This is a genomic window from Amycolatopsis sp. w19, assembly GCF_051373225.1.
GTDB classification, from domain to species: domain Bacteria; phylum Actinomycetota; class Actinomycetes; order Mycobacteriales; family Pseudonocardiaceae; genus Amycolatopsis; species Amycolatopsis japonica.
The window spans coordinates 149,215-166,765 of sequence record NZ_JBPQFM010000016.1; the positions used below are offsets into that span (position 1 = coordinate 149,215).

The 17,551-nt window shown below is 69.7% G+C and carries 17 protein-coding genes and 1 other RNA gene; 7 read left to right on the forward strand and 11 right to left on the reverse strand.

Annotated features, from left to right (window positions below; all coding sequences use genetic code 11):
* The first annotated feature begins 45 nt into the window (after window positions 1–45).
* The 3 genes from ACSMFO_RS27950 to ACSMFO_RS27960 are packed head-to-tail and all read left to right on the forward strand — an operon-like array spanning window position 46 to window position 2,743.
* Window positions 46–963, forward strand: coding sequence for an ABC transporter ATP-binding protein (locus ACSMFO_RS27950; protein ID WP_436461093.1), 918 nt, complete (start codon window positions 46–48; stop codon window positions 961–963).
* Window positions 960–2,000, forward strand: coding sequence for an alpha/beta hydrolase family protein (locus ACSMFO_RS27955; protein WP_436461094.1), 1,041 nt, complete (start codon window positions 960–962; stop codon window positions 1,998–2,000). The genes ACSMFO_RS27950 and ACSMFO_RS27955 overlap by 4 nt, the downstream gene beginning before the upstream one ends.
* Complete coding sequence (locus tag ACSMFO_RS27960; RefSeq protein WP_436461095.1) at window positions 1,997–2,743, forward strand: ABC transporter permease; 747 nt, start codon at window positions 1,997–1,999, stop codon at window positions 2,741–2,743. Before ACSMFO_RS27955 ends, ACSMFO_RS27960 begins: the two co-directional genes overlap by 4 nt.
* Window positions 2,744–2,932: 189 nt before the next feature.
* On the opposite strand, the gene ACSMFO_RS27965 is transcribed toward ACSMFO_RS27960, so the two are convergent.
* Window positions 2,933–3,478, reverse strand: a complete 546-nt coding sequence (locus ACSMFO_RS27965; RefSeq protein ID WP_436461096.1) for a TetR/AcrR family transcriptional regulator — start codon at window positions 3,476–3,478, stop codon at window positions 2,933–2,935.
* 43 nt (window positions 3,479–3,521) lie between these two features.
* Here ACSMFO_RS27965 and ACSMFO_RS27970 point away from each other — a divergent pair, with 43 nt between their 5' ends.
* A complete protein-coding gene (locus ACSMFO_RS27970) occupies window positions 3,522–4,643 on the forward strand; it encodes an FAD-dependent monooxygenase (RefSeq protein WP_436461097.1) in 1,122 nt (373 codons plus the stop codon).
* On the opposite strand, the gene ACSMFO_RS27975 is transcribed toward ACSMFO_RS27970, so the two are convergent.
* A complete protein-coding gene (locus tag ACSMFO_RS27975; protein WP_436461098.1) occupies window positions 4,588–5,262 on the reverse strand; it encodes a response regulator in 675 nt (224 codons plus the stop codon). The genes ACSMFO_RS27970 and ACSMFO_RS27975 overlap by 56 nt on opposite strands.
* A complete protein-coding gene (locus tag ACSMFO_RS27980) occupies window positions 5,237–6,841 on the reverse strand; it encodes a histidine kinase (RefSeq protein ID WP_436461125.1) in 1,605 nt (534 codons plus the stop codon). The genes ACSMFO_RS27975 and ACSMFO_RS27980 overlap by 26 nt, the downstream gene beginning before the upstream one ends.
* 115 nt (window positions 6,842–6,956) lie before the next feature.
* On the opposite strand from ACSMFO_RS27980, the gene ACSMFO_RS27985 reads away from it, so the two are divergent.
* Complete coding sequence (locus ACSMFO_RS27985; protein ID WP_016331662.1) at window positions 6,957–7,166, forward strand: hypothetical protein; 210 nt, start codon at window positions 6,957–6,959, stop codon at window positions 7,164–7,166.
* On the forward strand, window positions 7,163–7,921 hold the full coding sequence (locus tag ACSMFO_RS27990; protein WP_436461099.1) for a hypothetical protein: 759 nt from the start codon (window positions 7,163–7,165) through the stop codon (window positions 7,919–7,921). The genes ACSMFO_RS27985 and ACSMFO_RS27990 overlap by 4 nt, the downstream gene beginning before the upstream one ends.
* A gap of 27 nt (window positions 7,922–7,948) precedes the next feature.
* On the opposite strand, the gene hutI is transcribed toward ACSMFO_RS27990, so the two are convergent.
* From hutI to hutH, 5 genes are read right to left on the reverse strand one after another with little or no spacing between them, the layout of a single operon-like run.
* Window positions 7,949–9,115, reverse strand: a complete 1,167-nt coding sequence (gene hutI, locus ACSMFO_RS27995) for an imidazolonepropionase (protein ID WP_395871125.1) — start codon at window positions 9,113–9,115, stop codon at window positions 7,949–7,951.
* Window positions 9,103–10,398: a formimidoylglutamate deiminase gene (locus tag ACSMFO_RS28000; protein WP_436461100.1), complete on the reverse strand. Its 1,296-nt coding sequence runs from the start codon at window positions 10,396–10,398 to the stop codon at window positions 9,103–9,105. The genes hutI and ACSMFO_RS28000 overlap by 13 nt, the downstream gene beginning before the upstream one ends.
* Window positions 10,395–11,591: an allantoate amidohydrolase gene (locus ACSMFO_RS28005; RefSeq protein WP_436461101.1), complete on the reverse strand. Its 1,197-nt coding sequence runs from the start codon at window positions 11,589–11,591 to the stop codon at window positions 10,395–10,397. Before ACSMFO_RS28005 ends, ACSMFO_RS28000 begins: the two co-directional genes overlap by 4 nt.
* Window positions 11,588–13,240 carry a urocanate hydratase gene (gene hutU, locus ACSMFO_RS28010; protein ID WP_350575374.1) on the reverse strand — a complete coding sequence of 551 codons (1,653 nt, stop codon included), beginning with the start codon at window positions 13,238–13,240 and terminating at the stop codon, window positions 11,588–11,590. Before hutU ends, ACSMFO_RS28005 begins: the two co-directional genes overlap by 4 nt.
* Window positions 13,241–13,244: 4 nt before the next feature.
* Window positions 13,245–14,771 (reverse strand): histidine ammonia-lyase, encoded by a 1,527-nt coding sequence (hutH, locus tag ACSMFO_RS28015; protein ID WP_436461102.1) that lies wholly within the window; start codon window positions 14,769–14,771, stop codon window positions 13,245–13,247.
* Window positions 14,772–15,134: 363 nt separating this feature from the next.
* Between hutH and ACSMFO_RS28020 the strand changes: the two genes are divergently transcribed.
* Window positions 15,135–15,920: an IclR family transcriptional regulator gene (locus tag ACSMFO_RS28020; protein WP_360094000.1), complete on the forward strand. Its 786-nt coding sequence runs from the start codon at window positions 15,135–15,137 to the stop codon at window positions 15,918–15,920.
* On the opposite strand, the gene ACSMFO_RS28025 is transcribed toward ACSMFO_RS28020, so the two are convergent.
* The 3 genes from ACSMFO_RS28025 to ssrA form a co-directional block, all read right to left on the reverse strand.
* The gene (locus tag ACSMFO_RS28025) at window positions 15,908–16,123 is read right to left on the reverse strand and encodes a hypothetical protein (protein WP_037345970.1); all 216 of its coding nucleotides are present in this window, start codon (window positions 16,121–16,123) and stop codon (window positions 15,908–15,910) included. The two genes, ACSMFO_RS28020 and ACSMFO_RS28025, sit on opposite strands and share 13 nt — an antisense overlap.
* 169 nt (window positions 16,124–16,292) lie before the next feature.
* Window positions 16,293–16,997 carry an alpha/beta fold hydrolase gene (locus tag ACSMFO_RS28030; protein ID WP_436461103.1) on the reverse strand — a complete coding sequence of 235 codons (705 nt, stop codon included), beginning with the start codon at window positions 16,995–16,997 and terminating at the stop codon, window positions 16,293–16,295.
* Between the two features lie 108 nt (window positions 16,998–17,105).
* Window positions 17,106–17,478, reverse strand: a transfer-messenger RNA (tmRNA) gene (gene ssrA / locus ACSMFO_RS28035).
* Window positions 17,479–17,551: the final 73 nt, after the last annotated feature.

Consider the following 17,551-nt stretch of genomic DNA (forward strand, 5'->3'; position numbering starts at 1 on the left):
GGCGTCCCCGCATCGGAGGATTCAGAGACACGAAGGAGGACGCGGATGATCACGCTTCGAGGACTCACGAAGCGCTATGGCGAGAAGACGGTGGTCGATGGGCTGACCTTCGCCGTCGAGCCGGGCAAGGTGACCGGTTTCCTCGGTCCCAACGGCGCGGGCAAGTCGACGACCATGCGGATGACGCTCGGCCTCGACGCGCCGAACGCCGGCGAAGTCCGCATCGACGGCAAGAGGTACGAGGACCTGAGCTTCCCGCTGCGCGAGGTCGGCGCGCTGCTGGAGGCGAAGGCGCTGCACCCCGGCCGGAGCGCGGGCAAACATCTTCTGGCGATGGCGCGCAGCAACGGGATCCCGGCGAGCCGGGTCGACGAGGTGCTCGCGACGGTCGGCCTCAGCGACGTCGCGGGCAAACGCGCCGGAACGTTCTCCCTCGGCATGGGGCAACGGCTCGGGATCGCCGGCGCCCTGCTGGGTGACCCTGGCGTGCTGATGTTCGACGAGCCGGTGAACGGGCTCGACCCCGACGGCGTCCGCTGGGTGCGGCACCTGATGCGGTCGCTCGCGGAGGAGGGCCGCACGGTGTTCGTGTCGAGCCACCTGATGAGCGAGATGCAGTTGACCGCGGACCGGCTCGTCGTCATCGGCAAGGGAAAGCTCCTCGCCGACGCGCCGGTCGACGAATTCATCGCGGGCAATTCGCGGACTTCGGTCGCGGTGCGGGTGCCCGCCCCCGCCGAACTCCATGCTCTCGAACAGCGCCTGCACGCGCTCGGCGCGACCACGGAAGCCGATCAGGGCGAACTGGTCGTGCACGACCTGCCCATTCATCTCGTCGGCGACGCGGTGCACGAACTCGGGATCCGCGTACACGGGCTGACCGAACGGACCGCCTCGCTCGAACAGGCGTACATGGAACTGACCGCGTCGTCGGTCGAATACGGAACGGGAGTCGCGGCATGAAGTCACTCATGGTCATGGTGGCGGTGATCGCCGGCCTGCTGGGGGTGCCGGCGGCCGCGTCGGCGGCACCGGCTCCGGCGCTGTCGCTGCCCGCGCCGGACGGCCCGTTCCCGATCGGGCTGCGCACGCTGCATCTCACCGATCAGCGGAGAGCCGAGCCCTGGGTGCCCGAAAAGCGCCGCGAACTGATGGTCAACGTCTGGTATCCGGCCGTGCCGATCGGCCGCGCGCCGCTCTACATGACGAAGGCGGAATCGGCGGCCGCGGTCGCCGGGCGGAAGCTCGACCTGCCGCCGGACGCGCTGAGCAAGGTGCGGGTCCACTCGCGGGAGAACGCGCCCTCCCTGCCGGGACGGCGTCCGCTGGTGGTGCTTTCGCCGGGCGCGGGCAACAACCGGATCACGCTGACCTCGGTGGCCGAACACCTTGCCGCACAAGGTTTCGTGGTCGCCGGGGTGGACCACGCCTACGAAGCCTGGGCGACGGAATTCCCCGACGGGCTGCGCCAGTGTGTCGCTTGTGGACTTCCCGGTGAGCCGTGGCCCTCCGCGATCGCCAACCGCGCCGCGGACACGACGTTCGTCGTCGACACGCTGCTGAAGGACCGGCGCTGGTCGATCGACGCGACGAAGATCGGGATGGCCGGTCACTCCGCCGGAGGTTCGGCGACCGCCGCCGCGATGACCGCCGACCGGCGGATCAAGGCGGGCGTGAACATCGACGGCCCGTTCTACGGCGACGTCTCGATCGACCGGCCGTTCCTGCTGCTGACCAGCCCGACCGGCGAGAAGTACTTCCGCGCGTCCTGGGACGAGACTTGGCCGCGGCTCACCGGCCCGAAGAGGCAGGACCTGGTCGAGAACAGCGGCCATTCGTCGGTGACCGACGCGGCGATCCTGATCGACCAGCTGGGACTGCGACCGCAACTCCCGCCGACCGAGATCGAAAACCAGTACGGCTCGATCGACTCGCGGAAGGCGCTGGAGTTCTTCCGTACCGAGCTGACCGGCTTCTTCAAGCAGTGGAGCGCACGATGAACACGATCTCTTCGGAATGGACCAAGTTCTGGTCGGTCCGGTCGACCTGGTGGTGCCTGATCAGCGGGCTCGGTCTGATGCTGGCGTACTCGGCGGCTCTGGGCTTCGCGCTGCGAGACGGCAGCGACCGGCCGATGGCCCCGCACGCCGTGGTGACCGGTGCGGCGTTCTATCTCACGCAGTTCGCCGTGGTCGCGCTGGCGACGCTGTTCATCACGAGCGAATACGCCAGCGGCAGCATCCGCTCGACCCTGCAGTGGGTCCCGGTGCGGAACCGGGTCCTCGCGGCGAAGTCGGCCGTCCTGCTGCCGGTGCTGTTCGGCTTCGGCGTGCTGAACACGCTCGCCGGCGTGGCGGTCTCGGCGCCGCTGATCCCCGCGCCCGGCTCCTCGGTGGGCGAAGTGCTCGCGACGGCGGCGGGCATGGGCGCCTACTTCGCGCTGCTGGGGCTGCTCTGTCTCGGCCTGGGGACGGCGCTGCGCTCGACGGCGGGGACGATCGTGACGGTGTTCGTGCTGCTGGTGATGATCCCGATGTTCGCCGGTTCGCTCGGCTGGGAAGACCTCGTGAACTACTTCCCCGGCTTCGCGGGCGTCAACGCGATGGTCACTCCTGGGCAGCCGAACCCGATCTTCGGCGGCGTCGCGCCCTACGCGCCTTGGGTCGGCGTCGCGCTCTGTGCGGCTTGGGCTGGGGCCGGTCTTGTCACCGGTTCCACCGTGCTGCGGCGGCGCGACGCCTGACGGGGGAGCAAGGGACCTTTGCTACCACCCGCGCCGGCCGCACATCGCGAAAGCCACTTTCAGGACGTCAGATGTCCCGAAAGTGGCTTTCGCGACTTCTCGCTTCAGGACCGACACCCCGAGTGGCAGCAAAGGTCCCCTGCTCCCTTTCCGCAGGTCAGCGCCCCAAGTGGTAGCAAAGGTCCCTTGCTACCCCGCCACCCCGAGCCCCGCCAAAACCTCCCGCGCCCCCACCGTCAGCTCCTCCAGCCCCGGCGGCCGCAGTGAACCGGTCCCGGCCAGCGCGTCGAAGACCGTCCCTTCGAGCCACGCGACGAGCACCCGCGCGTGCCGCTCGGGCTCCGCCGATCCGCACGCCGTGAGCACCTCCGCGCACCGCCGCCGGATCACCAGCCCACCCCGGTCGTAGGCCTCCCGCAGCTCAGGCCGCCGCGTCGCCTCCAGCGCGAACTCGTACCGCGCGAGCATCCGCGTCCGCCCCTTCGTGATCGCCGCGTGCGCGAACCCCGCCACGTATTCAGCCAGCTGCCCGGGCGGCGGGTCGAGGGTGACCTCGTCGAGTTCGACCATCCGCGAGATCGCCAGCTCCAGCAGCGCCGCCCGCGTCCGCGCGTAGTACGAGGTCGAACCCGGCGGCAGCCCGGCGAACCGGTCGACCGCGCGATGCGTCAGCCCCCGCATCCCCTCGGCCGCGATGACCTCGATGGCCGCGTCCCCGATCGTCGCCTTTCGCACTCTACAAGTGTAGTAGTACTCTACAGGTGTAGAGGAGGTCGACATGCGCGAAGCGATCGTGATCGGCGGGGGAATCGGCGGACTGAGCGCCGCCATCGGGCTGCACGGCATCGGCTGGGAGGTCACCGTCCTCGAACAGGCACCGGCGCTCACCGCCGCCGGCGCGGGCATCTCCCTGTGGCCGAACGCCCTGCGTTCACTCGAGACGCTGGGCGTCCGGCTCGGCAAGCTGCGGGAACAATCGTCCGGCGGTCTCCACGACCGCGACGGCCGCCGCATCACCCGATGGGATGCCGAGGCGTTCCGCCGTCATCACGGCCGCCCGCTCGCCGCCATCCACCGCGCGGATCTCATCGGCGCACTCCACGACGCCCTTCCCGAGGGTTGCGTCCGCACCGGCGTCGAGGTCACCCGACTCGACGACCTCGACGCCGACGTCATCGTCGCCGCGGACGGGATCCACAGCATGGCCCGCAAGCTGCTGTGGCCACGACACCCCGAACCGGTCTACAGCGGAAGCACGGCGTTCCGCGCGGTGACCACCGTCGACCGGAAGATCGAGCTCAGCACGAGCTGGGACGACGGCGCCGAGATCGGCGTCATCCCGCTGCACGACGACAGCGTCTACTGGTGGGCGAGTTACGTCGCCGAAGCGGGCGTCCGCCACGAGGATCCGAAGTCGTATCTGCGAGACCGCTTCGGTGGCTGGCACGATCCCATTCCCGAACTCATCGAAGCGACCGCGCCCGAGACGCTGCTCCACCACGATCTCGACCTGCTCGGCACTCCCCTGTCTTCATACGTGAAAGGCCGCGTCGCACTGCTCGGCGACGCGGCCCACGCGATGCCGCCGTTCCTCGGCCAAGGCGGCTGCCAGGCGATCGAAGACGCCGTCGTCCTCGCTGCCGCGCTCAGCACCACCGAAGACGTCGACGCGGCATTGAAGAGTTACGACGAGCAGCGCCGCCCGCGCAGCCAAGGCGTCGTGAAAGCCTCGGTCCAGGCGGGGAAAGTCGGGCCGCAGTTGCGCAATCCGTTCGCCGTGGCCGTCCGCAACGGCGTGTTCCGGCTGCTCCCCGGCACGCTCACCGCACGCATCGGCGCCGGCGTCAGCGGCTGGACTCCTCCCGTCCCCCGCCGACCAGCCCCGCCTCGTACGCCGTGATCGCGGCCTGCACCCGGTTCCGCGCGCCGAGCCGGTTGAGGATGGTGCTCACGTAGGCCTTCACCGTGCCCTCGACGACGAACAGTTTCGCGGCGATGTCCGCATTGGACAGTCCGGAACCCAGCAGCGCCAGCACTTCCTGCTCACGTGGGGTCAGTTTCCCGATCAGCGCCTTCGCCTCTTCGGCGCGGGAAACCTGATTGCCGGAAAAGCGGGCGATGACCCGCTGCGCGACCTTCGGCGAAAGGAACGCCGCCCCACCCGCGACCGCGTGGATTCCGCCGAGCAGTTCGCGGGGATCGCCGGACTTCAGCAGGAAACCACTCGCGCCCAGGCCGAGCGCGCGTTCGATGTAGGCGTCCTCGCCGAACGTCGTCAGCATGATCACGCCGACCTCGGGCAGCAGCCGCCGGATCTCCTCGGCCGCCTTGAGCCCGTCCATCACCGGCATCCGGATGTCGAGGAGCACGACGTCCGGCCTGGTCGCGCGGGTCTGCTCGACGGCGGCGCGCCCGTCCTCGGCCTCCGCGACCACCTTGATCCCGGCGTCCGCGGCCAGGATCGCCGACACCCCGGCGCGGATCATCGCCTCGTCATCGGCCAGCACCACCCGGATCATCCGGGTCCCCCTTTTTCTCGTCTTCGCTGATCACGTTCTTCGACACGAGTTTCCCACCCGCGAAACACAGCCGGTACGCCTCGTAGTACCTGTCGAACAGACTGCGTTCGGTGCCGTAGTACTCGCATATCGCCCCGGCGGGCACCGGCGGTTCCAGCTGACGTGGCCGCGCGATCCGCTGACCGCCGGGCAAGAGGGAGGCGATCTCCGCGCGGGTCTGGCCGACGTGGATGCGGGCGTAGTCGCCACCGGGGAGTTCGGAGCCGTACCACTTGACGAGGAACACGGCCCCGCTGATCCCGACCACCACACCGAAAAGCCCGATCGGCACGACGATCGCCTGGATCAAGCTGCGCCGGACGTCCCGGCGGGCGCGTTCCAGTTCCCTCGCCGACGTCGACTGCCCCACTTCCGCGTCCATCGCCGCCTGGCTCTCGGGCGATTCCTCCGACGGCGCCGCGTCGTGCGGCAAGGTCGCGCTGACCTCGAATCCGCCGTCATGGGGGCCTGCCCGCAGAGTTCCGCCGACGAGGCGGACCCGTTCGCGCAGGCCGATCAGCCCGCGTTTGCCCGACGTCCTGCCCGGCAGCGGCCCCGCGGGCGGCGCGGAGTTGGTGACCACGACGTCCGTCTGTCCTTCGGACCGCACGACCCGGACCGCGACCGCGGCACCCGGCGCGTGTTTGACCACGTTCGTGACCGATTCCTGGACCACGCGGTACGCGGCGCGGTCGACCATCTGCGGCTCACCGTCGAGCGGTTCGTCCACTGAGGACTCGATCAGCACGCCCGAAGCCCTGGTCCGGTCGAGCAGTTCGTCGATGCTCTCGTGCACCGGCTCGGTCGGCGCGTCGTCCTCACGCAGGACGCCGATGATCTCGCGCAGCCGTTCGGTCGCCGTCGCGGCGCTCTGCCGCAGCTCGCCCGCGGCCAGCCGCTGTGGTTCGTCGAGTCCTCCCGCGACCTCCAGCGCCGCCGCGCGCACCGCGATCAGGCTCAGCTCGTGGCCCAATGAATCGTGCATGTCGCTGGCGATCCGGGTGCGCTCGCGCAGCCGCGCGCGGTCGGCGACGAGCCGCTGGCGGCTCTCCATCTCCTCGGCGCGACGCCAGCCGTCGCGCGCCATGTCCTCGCGCTGCCGGACGTACCTGCCCAGCAGCCAGGGCGTCACACCCGCGAAGACGAGGACGCCGAGCAGCGCACCCCAGGACGCGAAGCCGTCCTTGCTCCACAACAGCGCGACAGGGACCGCCAGCACCGAAACAGCGGCGAAGAGGCGCAGCATCGGCTTCGCGACCGGTTGCCGATAGCCGGCGAGGTAACCGACCGCGACGAGAACGAAGCCTTCCCAGATCGGCACCCGGCCGCCGAAGCTCCCCATGACCACGAAACTGGCCACCATCGCGATGGCGAGCGAGACGAGCGGATACCGGCGCGCCGCCGCGATCGCGGTGGTGGTCGCGACGAGGCCGGCGAGCAGTTCCCAGTGCCTCGTACTGGATCCGGCGTCGATGACCACCCAGCCGCAGAGCCCGAGCCACAAGGCGACGTCCATGACCAGCCGCCGCCCACGCCGCACGGGCTCCTCAGCGTCCTTCACACGACAGGACGCTACAAGCCGCGACGAGCGGTCCGCCATGGACGAAAGTAAAGGTCCCCTGCTTCCCCGGCCCGATGAGGCATGATGATCGACCATGGCCGAGCGCACACTCACCGGTCAGCTAGGCGGTCCTGTCCCGGCAGGCATCGAAGCGCTGGCCGACCACGAGAAACAGGACCTCTCCGACGCGTTGCGCGACGCGCGCCACCGCCAGGCCAAGGCCTTGGCCGAAGCGGGCGAAGAGGGCCTGAAGTACGTACCCGCGCTTCTGCGCGGCGCCGTTCGGAAGGTGGTGGGCCTGTGACCACCGAAAACTTCGCTTCGCAGGCGGAGATCCTCAAACTCGCCCGCGTCCTCGGCACCACCCCGGAACGGCTCTCGTATCTGGAGAACGTGGACGCCGCCGAGCTCCAGACGTTCCGCGAGCAGGTCACGGACACGCTGTTCGACGCCAACCTCGCCGCCTTGGAGCGGATGGCGATGGCGAGCAAGCTCGTCCCGAGCCCGATTCTCGCGAAGATCGCCGAGAAGGTCTTCGGCCCGCTTCTGTGCGCGCGGATCGCCGGGCTGGTCGACGTCTCTCGGGGCGTCGACGTCGCGAAGCGGCTGAAGCCGCCGTTCCTGGCCGACGTCGCGGCCGAACTGGACCCGCGCCGGGCGAGCGCGATCATCGCGCGGATCCCGCTCGACACCGTCGTCGAAGTGGCCGGTGAGCTGGTGCGCCGCGAGGACTGGATCACCGTCGGCCGGTTCGTCGGGCACCTGCCCGATCCGACGGTGCGCCGGGCGCTGGCCGTCATCGGCGACGAAGCGCTGATCCGGATCGCGTTCGTCCTCGACGACAAGAGCCGGATCGATCACGTCCTCGGGCTGCTTCCCGAAGCCCGGTTCCGCGGTCTCCTGGGGGTCGCGGCCGCCGACGAGGGTCTGTGGGCGCCGGTGCTCGACCTGCTCACGCACCTGAGCGAGAAGCGGGTCGAGCAGTGGTCCCACCTGCTCGACGAGCTCCCGCCCGCCTTGCGCGAACGCGTCCAGGAGACCCTCGGCCAAGCCTCCTGACCCGCGCGGGGGAGCAAGGGACCTTTGCTACCACTTTGAGGCGAAACCGCTGGTCAGACGCTTTCCGCGCCGCCACACCCCGGCCGTCAGCGGCACCCCCGGCCGATACGCGAGATGCGTCGTCGAAGGCGCCTCCAGCACGTGAAGGTCGGCTCGCGCCCCCGGCCGCACGAAGCCCACGTCGTCACGCCGCAGAGCCCGAGCACCGCCCGCCGTCGCCGACCACACCGCCTCGTCGATCGTCATCCGCATCTGCAGCACCGCGGTCGTCACGCAGAACGCCATCGACGTCGTGTACGAGCTGCCCGGGTTCGCGTTGCTGGCCAGCGCCACCGTCGCCCCCGCGTCGAGAAGCCGCCTCGCCGGCGCCAGCGGCTGCCGCGTCGACAGGTCGCACGCCGGCAGCAAGGTCGCGACAGTGTCCGAAGCAGCGAGAGCCTCGACGTCCGCCTCGCTCAGGTAGGTGCAGTGGTCGACACTCGCCGCCCCCAGCTCGACGGCGAGCCGCACTCCCGGCCCCTCCCCCAGCTGGTTCCCGTGCACCCGCAGCCCGAGCCCACGCTCCCGCGCCGCCTTGAGCACCCGTCCGGACTGCGCCTCGTCGAACGCACCGGTCTCGCAGAACACGTCGGCCCACCGCACGAGCGGCGCCACGGCGTCGAGCATGTCACCGCAGACCAGGTCCACATAGGACTCCGCGTCCGCGCCCGGCGGCACCAGATGCGCACCGAGGAACGTGACCTCGTCGGCCACATCGGCCGCGATCCGCGCCGAACGAGCCTCGTCCTCGACGTTGAGCCCGTATCCGGTCTTCGTCTCCAGGCAGGTCGTGCCCTGCCTCGCCGCTTCGTCCACGTGACGCCGCAGGTTCGCCGCCAACTGCTCATCGGAAGCAGACCGCGTCGCGTCGACCGTGACCGCGATGCCCCCGGCGCTGTACGCCTTCCCGGCCATCCGTGCCTCGAACTCGGCAGTGCGGTCCCCGGCGAAAACGAGGTGCGTGTGACTGTCCACCCAACCGGGCAGCACCGCACGCCCTTCGACGTCGACCCGCTCGTCCGCGTCGGGCGCGTCCGCCGCCGAGCCGACCCACGCGATCGCTTCGCCCTCGATGACGACCGCCGCGTCCCGGAGCTTGCCCAGTTCGGCGTCGTTCGTCGTGAGCTCGCCGATTCCCGTGATCAGGACTGCCACAATGCCTCGATCTCCTTGGCCAAGACCGTTTCCGGCCGGTCGATCAGCTGATGCACGCCATCGCGGACGATCTCACGCCCGGCGACGACGACGTCCCGTACGTCCGCCCCCGAAGCGGCGAAGACCACCCCGGACGGCTCGATCCCCGCGGTCCGCACCGACCCGAGCCCGACCGTCACCAGGTCCGCGCCCGCCCCCGGAGCCAGCGCGCCGACCTCGTCCCAGCCGACTGCACCGTGATCCGTCGCGGCCGCGAGCAGTTCTTCGGCCGTGAACCGACCGCGTTTCTCGCTGGCGAGCCGCTCGTTCAGCTCCAGTGCCCTGGTCTCCTCGAACGCGTCGACGACCGCGTTGCTGTCGCTGCCGAGCGACAGTCGCACCCCCGCGTCCAGCAGCGTCCGCGCGGGACCGATGCCGTCACCGAGATCCCGTTCCGTCGTCGGGCAGAAACAGGCGCGGCTCCTTGCCGCACCCAACCGCTGGACGTCCTCCGAAGTCAGATGCGTCGCATGCACCGCGGTAAGCCGCTCGCCAAGCACGCCGTGGTCATGAAGCAACTCCGTCGGCGTCCGGCCATAAGCCGCCAGGCACTGCTCGTTCTCGGCACGCTGCTCCGAAAGGTGGATATGCAGCGGCCCAGTCCCACCGGCCACTTCGGACAGTTGATCCTCGGGAACGGCACGTACCGAATGGATCGCCCCACCCACCCGGAACGTCTCGTCCTCCCGCAGTTCGCCGACTCGTTGCGCCCACCTGGTGGCCGTCCCATCGGAGAACCGCCGCTGCACCTCGTCGGGTTCGACGCCGATCCCGCCCGCGAGGTAGCACGTGTCGAGCAACGTCAGCCGGATCCCGGCGTCACTGGCCGCCTGCCGCAACGCCTCGCCCATCGCGTTCGGCTCGGCGTAAGGCTTTCCGCCCGGCGCGTGATGCAGATAGTGGAACTCGCCGACGCTCGTGTACCCGGCCAGCGCCATCTCGGCGTAGACCCCGCGCGCCAGGCGGTAGTACGAATCCGGGTCCAGCCGGGACGCGAGCGAGTACATCCGCTCGCGCCACGTCCAGAAGGTTCCGCGATCGTGGTGCGTCCGCCCGCGCAACGCACGGTGGAACGCGTGCGAGTGCCCGTTCGCGAAGCCCGGCAAGGTCAGTCCACTCAGGACAGTCCCTTCGCGAGGCGCGTTCGCCGTCACGGACGTGATCTTGCCGCCGTCGACCTCGATCCTGACGGCATCGGCGATCCCGTCCGGCAGCCAGGCACGTTCACACCAATATGTCGTCATGTCGACAGTTTCTCCAGGACGTCCGCGAGCGCGCGGGCACCGTGGTCGACGTCCTCCGCCTCGGAGAACTCCTCGGGCGAATGGCTGATCCCGGTGGGGTTACGCACATAGAGCATTCCGGACGGGACGAACCCGGCGAGGATCGCCGCGTCGTGCCCGGCGCCGGTCGGCAGTTCCGGCGGCCCGCCCAGCCATGTGCCCAGGTCGCGGCGCAGCGCGTCGTCGAAGATCACGTCGTCGGAGTACGACTCCCTGGTGACCTCGACCCGGCACCCTTCCTGTCCGGCCGCCTCTTCGGCCAGCTTCGCGATTTCCGCGACCAGTGCGGGCGTATCCGTGCCCGGTACCCGCGCGTCCAGCCACAGGTCCACAGTGGACGCGATGACGTTCGTCCCGCCGGGAACAGGCACGAGCCTGCCGACAGTGGCCCTCGCGTCGGCGGTCGCCTTCGCCAGTTTCCGCACGGCGAGAACGGTCTCCGCCGCCGGGATCATCGGATCGCGGCGATCGCCGATCAGCGTCGCACCTGCGTGGTTTCCCTGCCCCTGGAAGGAGAACCGCCACCGCCCGTGCGCGATCACCGTGTTGCCGACGGCGACCGGCGAACCGAGGTCGATCAGCCCGCGCCCCTGCTCCACGTGCAGTTCCAGGAACCGCCCGATCAGCCCGAGCCGCTCGGAGTCACGGCCGACCCGATCCGGATCGAGGCCGGATTTCGCCGCCGCTTCGGCGAACGTGACGCCGTCCGGGTCGCGCAGGCCGCGTGCCTTGTCCGCGTCGATGGTCCCGGTCAGCAGACGCGATCCGAGGCACGGCACGCCGAATCGGCCGCCTTCCTCTTCCGCGAAGACCACGACGGCGAACGGCTTGGCCGGCCGGAATCCCTTGGCCTGCAGGATCTCCACCGCGTCGAGCGCGCTCGCGACACCGAGCGGACCGTCGAAGGCACCGCCGCCGGGCACCGAGTCGAGATGGCTCCCGGTGACGACCGCGTCCGGGCCGGGTGTGCCCCACCAGGCCCAGATGTTGCCATTGCGGTCGGTCTCGACGCCCAGCCCCAGCCATCCGGCGCGCTCGACGAACCACGCGCGCAGCTCGGTTTCGGCCGCGTCGAAGGCGTGGCGGGAATAGCCGCCGCGCTTCGGGTCGCGGCCGACGTCCGAGATCTCCTCCAGCAGCGAGGACGCGGTCACTCGGCGTCCCGCATCGGCACGCGCACGCCGCGCTCGTCGGCGACGTCGGCGGCGCGGTCGTAGCCCGCGTCGACGTGCCGGATGACGCCCATGCCCGGGTCGTTGGTGAGCACGCGCTCGAGTTTCTGCGCCGCCAGCAGGGTTCCGTCGGCCACGCTGACCTGGCCCGCGTGGATGGAGCGGCCCATGCCGACGCCGCCGCCGTGGTGGATCGACACCCAGCTGGCGCCCGACGAGGTGTTGACCAGCGCGTTCAGCAGCGGCCAGTCGGCGATCGCGTCGGAACCGTCGGCCATGCCCTCGGTCTCGCGGTACGGCGAGGCGACGCTGCCCGAGTCGAGGTGGTCGCGGCCGATGACGACCGGCGCCTTCAGCTCGCCGCTGGCGACCATTTCGTTAAACCGCAGGCCCGCGAGGTGCCGCTCACCGTAGCCGAGCCAGCAGATCCGCGACGGAAGGCCCTGGAAGGCCACACGTTCCCCGGCGAGCCGGATCCAGCGCGCGAGGGATTCGTTCTCCGGGAACAGTTCCAGCATCGCGCGGTCGGTCGCCGCGATGTCCTCGGGATCGCCGGACAGCGCCGCCCAGCGGAACGGGCCGTTGCCCTCGCAGAACAGCGGGCGGATGTAGGCCGGCACGAATCCCGGGAAGTCGAACGCGCGCTCGCAGCCGCCGAGTTTCGCCTCGCCGCGCAGGGAGTTGCCGTAGTCGAAGACCTCGGCGCCCTTGTCGAGGAAGCCGAGCATCGCCTCGACGTGCTCCGCCATCGACTCGCGGGCGCGTTCGGTGAACTCGTCGGGCTTCTTGTCCGCGTAGTCCTGCCACTCGTCGACGCCGATTCCCTTGGGCAGATAGGACAGCGGGTCGTGCGCGGAGGTCTGGTCGGTGACGATGTCGACCTCGACGCCACGGCGCAGCAGTTCGGGCAGCACCTCGGCGGCGTTGCCGACCACGCCGACGGACAGCGCGCGCTTCTCCTTCTTCGCGGCCTCCACCCGGCGGATCGCGTCGTCGAGGTCGTCGGCGACCTCGTCGAGATAGCGGGTCTCGACGCGGCGGTGCGCTCGCTGCGGGTCGCATTCGATGACGAGCGCGACACCGTCGTTCATCGTGACCGCGAGCGGCTGCGCGCCACCCATGCCGCCGAGACCGGCGGTGACGGTGAGCGTGCCCTTGAGGCTGCCCCCGAACCGCTTCTTGGCGACGGCGGCGAAGGTCTCGTACGTGCCCTGCAGGATTCCCTGCGTGCCGATGTAGATCCAGGACCCCGCGGTCATCTGGCCGTACATGGTCAGGCCCTGGGCCTCCAGGCGGCGGAACTCCGGCCACGTCGCCCAGTCGCCGACGAGGTTGGAGTTCGCGATGAGCACGCGCGGCGCCCATTCGTGCGTGCGGAACACGCCGACCGGCTTGCCGGACTGGACGAGCAGCGTCTCGTCGGCGTCCAAAGTGGTCAGTTCGCGGGTGATCGCGTCGAAGCTGGCCCAGTTGCGGGCGGCCTTGCCGGTGCCGCCGTAGACCACCAGGTCCTCGGGACGCTCGGCGACGTCGGGGTCGAGGTTGTTGTGGAACATCCGCAACGCGGCTTCGGTCTGCCAGTTCTTCGCGGTGAGCGTGGTGCCTCGGGCGGCACGGACCGTGCGGGTCATGGGCTCAGACCTCCAGTTTGGCCGCGGCGAGGACGGCACCCGACGCGACGAGTTCTTCGGCGGCGGCGATCTCCGGCGCCAGATGACGGTCGGGGCCGGGGCCCTCGACCTTGGTGCGGACGAGATCCCGGACCCGGCCGGTGACCGGCGACGGGACCAGGGGCGCGCGCATGTCGAGGGCGCGCGCGGCGGTGAGCAGCTCGATGGCGAGGACGGTGTTGAGGCCCTCGACGGCCTTGCGCAGCTTGCGGGCGGCGGACCAGCCCATGGAGACGTGGTCCTCCTGCATGGCGCTGCTCGGGATCGAGTCGACCGACGCCGGCACCGCGAGACGCTTGAGTTCGCTGACCACGGCCGCCTGCGTGTACTGGGCGATCATGTGGCCGGAATCGACGCCGGGGTCGAACGCGAGGAACGGCGGCAGGCCGTGCGAACGAGCCTTGTCGAGCATGCGGTCCGTGCGGCGCTCGGCGATGCTCGCGACGTCCGCGAGCGGGATGGCGAGGAAGTCGAGCACGTACGCGACCGGGGCGCCGTGGAAGTTGCCGTTGGACTCGACGCGTCCGTCGGACAACACGACCGGGTTGTCGACCGCGGAATGAAGCTCACGCTCGGCGACGAGTTCGGCGTGTGTGAGGCTGTCGCGCGCGCCGCCGTGCACCTGGGGCGCGCAGCGGAGGGAGTACGCGTCCTGGACGCGGTTGCAGTCGGGGCCGCGGTGGCTCTCGACGATCTTCGAGTCCTGAAGCGCCGTCCACATGCGTTGGGCGCTCAGCGCCTGGCCCGGGTGCGGACGCAAGGCCTGGAGGTCGGCCGCGAAGGCGCGGTCGGTGCCGAGGAGCGCTTCGACGCTCATCGCCGCGGTGATGTCGGCGGTGTCGAGCAACTTGCGCAGGTCGGCGGCGGCGAGCAGGAGCATGCCGAGCATGCCGTCGGTCCCGTTGGTGAGGGCGAGACCCTCCTTCTCCGCGAGAACGATCGGCTCGATCCCAGCGTGCTTCAGCGCTACGTCGGCCTGGACGACTTCGCCGTTGTACTCGACTTCGCCCTCCCCCATCAGCGCGAGCGCGACAGCGGCGAGGGGCGCGAGGTCGCCGGAGCAGCCGAGGCTGCCGTACTCGTGGACGAGCGGGGTGATCCCGGCGTTGAGCATGGCCGCAAGCGCTTGCGCGGTCTGCGGGCGGACGCCGGTGTACCCGCTGGCGAGGGTGCGGAGGCGCAGCAACATCAGCGCGCGGACGACCTCGGTCTCCACGACCGGGCCCGCCCCGGCCGCGTGCGACCGGATCAGCGACCGCTGGAGCGCGGTGCGGCTCTCAAGCGGGATGTGCCTGGTGGCGAGCGCCCCGAAGCCCGTCGAAACGCCGTACGTCGGCGTCTCGGCGTGCGCGAGGTCGTCGATGTGCTTACGCGTCGCGGCAAGGTTCTTCTCGGCCGCTTCGCTGACCGCGACGGGCGAGTGGTCACGGGCGACCGCGACGACCTGTTCGGGCCGAAGCGGTTCGGACCCCAGAAGTACGGTTTCCGGCATAGCCCCATTGGACAACGCCATGCCCGCTGGTGGGCCGCGCCAACCGGTGGTTGTGTCTGGTATCCAAGACACGCACGGTGGGAGCAAGGGACCTTTGCTACCACGGGTCGCCGCCGGGATGGGGGTGTGTGGATATAGGGACGTTGAGTGTCCCTATATCCACACACCCCCTACCCCACGTAGCGACTGTGTGGATTTTGGTGCGTTGAGTGACCAGAAATCCACACAGTCACCGCTTCCACCTGCGGAAAGGGAGCAAGGGACCTTTGCTACCACTCGTCTCGACATTGAGAGAAGTGGTAGCAAAGGTCCCTTGCTCCCCCGCCGCACGAAACACCCGCACGAAAACGAAGGAGGCCGACCATGGGCGAGAGCAGCGAAGTGCCGGCCCTCCGACGCGGCCTCGGCATCCTCCGCGCCCTCGCCGCGCGGCCCGGCCCGGTGTCCGCGGCCGCGATCGCGCGCGAGCTCGGTCTCCCGCGGTCGACGACATATCACCTGCTCGCCGAACTGGAAGCCGCCGGATTCGTGACGCACCTGCCCGCCGAGCGCCGCTACGGCCTCGGCATCGCCGCGTTCGAACTCGGGTCGGCCTACCTGCGGCACGACCCGCTGGAACGACTCGCGGTCCCGCTGCTGCGCAAACTCGCCGACCGCGTCGGCCACACCGCACATCTGGGCGTGCTGCACGGCAACGAGTCGCTCTACCTGGTCAAAGAGCGCCCCACGCGCCCGGAAACCCTGGTGACCGAGGTCGGCGTCCGGCTCCCGGGCCAGCTCACGGCGTCGGGCAGGGCGATCCTGCGGCATCTGCCCTCACCGCATGTGCGCGCGCTCTTCCCTGCCGCGTCGGCGTTCGTCCTGCGCACCGGTCGCGGCCCGCGCACCCTCGCCGAACTGCGCCGCACACTGAACGCGGAAGGCAGGCTCGGCTGGGCGGTCGAAGACGGTCACGTCACCGAAGGATTCGCCTCGGTGGCCTGCCCGGTCTTCGACCACGGCGGCCGGCCGATGGCCGCGATCAGCGTGACCCTCCGCCACCTCTGCCCGGGGGCCGAGGGATGCGAGGAGACTTGGCCCGATCTCGCCGAAGAGGTCCGTCCGACCGCGGCCGAATTGACCACCCGGATCGGGGGTCAGGTGCGCTGAGCGTGCTTCTTCTGGACTCCCTCGAGTCCGAGCATCGCCAGCAGTTCCGCGCAGTCGATCGCATCCGAGGCGTGCCCTGCGACGGTTCGAGCGGCTCTGCCGTTTTGCAGGGTGAGGCGGACTTCTTCCTCCGCGCGCACTCCAGCCATCCGGCTCTGGTCTTCAGCGGGGTCGGGACGACTGGAATGCCTGGCCCAGGTCATCTGCCACCTTCTTCCGGCCCTCCGGCGACACGGGGTCGTTTCGAAAGAGAGCCATGGTCGGACACACAGCATGACACTTCACCGGAACAAGATCGCCATTGCGGGTGAATCGAGATGAAATCGACCTTGCTGCAGCTACTCTCCGTGATTCAGAAATCCTTCCAAAAGCTCATTGAACGGCGCACCCGTGTCGGGCACCAAATGCCCCATCCCCCGCACGATTTCCCGGCGGGCGCCGACCCCGTCCGCGATCGCGTCGGCGATGATCTCGTACTCCGGCCGGTGGCCGCCGGTGACCACGAGTGTCGGAAAATCCGCTTCGGCCAAGCGCATCGAGCGGTAAGTCCGCGTCACCCGGCGGCCGCATCCCGACCAGCGCACGGGCACCGCGCCGCAGCGCCTCCGGCACAGGGTCCGGGATGGGCAACGGAACGCCGGCGAGCGGGAAGAACGCCTTGAACACCTCGCGAGGATCGTCGAGCGGCCCGTCGAGAAATCGCCGCAATTCGGCGTCCCACGCGTCGACGACCTCGTCACCGCGGACGATCCCCGCTGCGGGCGGTTCGACCACGGTGAGCGTCCGGACCATCTCCGGCCGCCGCGCGGCGGCCAGCATCGCGACGATCGCGCCGTAGGACAGCCCGACCAAATGCGCGGGCTCGTCCAGCACCTGCTCCGCGATCAATTCGGAGTCGACCTCGAAATCCTGTACGCCGTCCGGCGATTTCCCGTGACCGACGCGGTCCGGCGCGAGCAACGTCCACCGCTCGGTCAGCGGGCGCTGAGCCCGCCACGCCTCGCGGCCGCCGAGCAGGACGCCGTGCACGAGAACGACACGCGGTCCGGATCCCCACTGATGCACATGAAGGCGCATGGTCACGAGGCTATTACCCGGAAGCGGGCCAGCCTATGTCCCTAAGTGCACACCTGCAACGTACAAGGAAGCGGCCCCACCCTTGAGGGGCAGGGCCGCTTCGTCGAACGGTGGAGGTGCCGGGAATTGAACCCGGGTCCTCTGGCGAATCATCAGGGCTTCTCCGTGCGCAGTCCGCTATGTCTCTACTTGGCCCCTTCAGTCACGCGAACAAGCTGAAGTGACGAGCCCAGCCACTGTTTGATTCCCAACCACACTCCGTAGCCGAGTGTGACGGTAAGCCTCCTAGCTGATGCCGGTGACCGGGTCGGAGGCGACCCCGGACCGACAGAGTTGCTCTACTGCTTAGGCAGCAAGAGCGAACTCGCGCTGGCTCTTAGGCTCGGCGCTTATTGGTTTGCGATGACGCTTACGGTGGTCTCTCGCCTGCACCGGCACGCTTCTCCTGATTCAACGTCCAAAGTCGAAACCGTTCACCCCCTTGGTGGGACACAACCTCTACATCATAACGCGGTCGGCAACCGGGTTAATCCCGCAGGTGGGGCTAGCCCTAC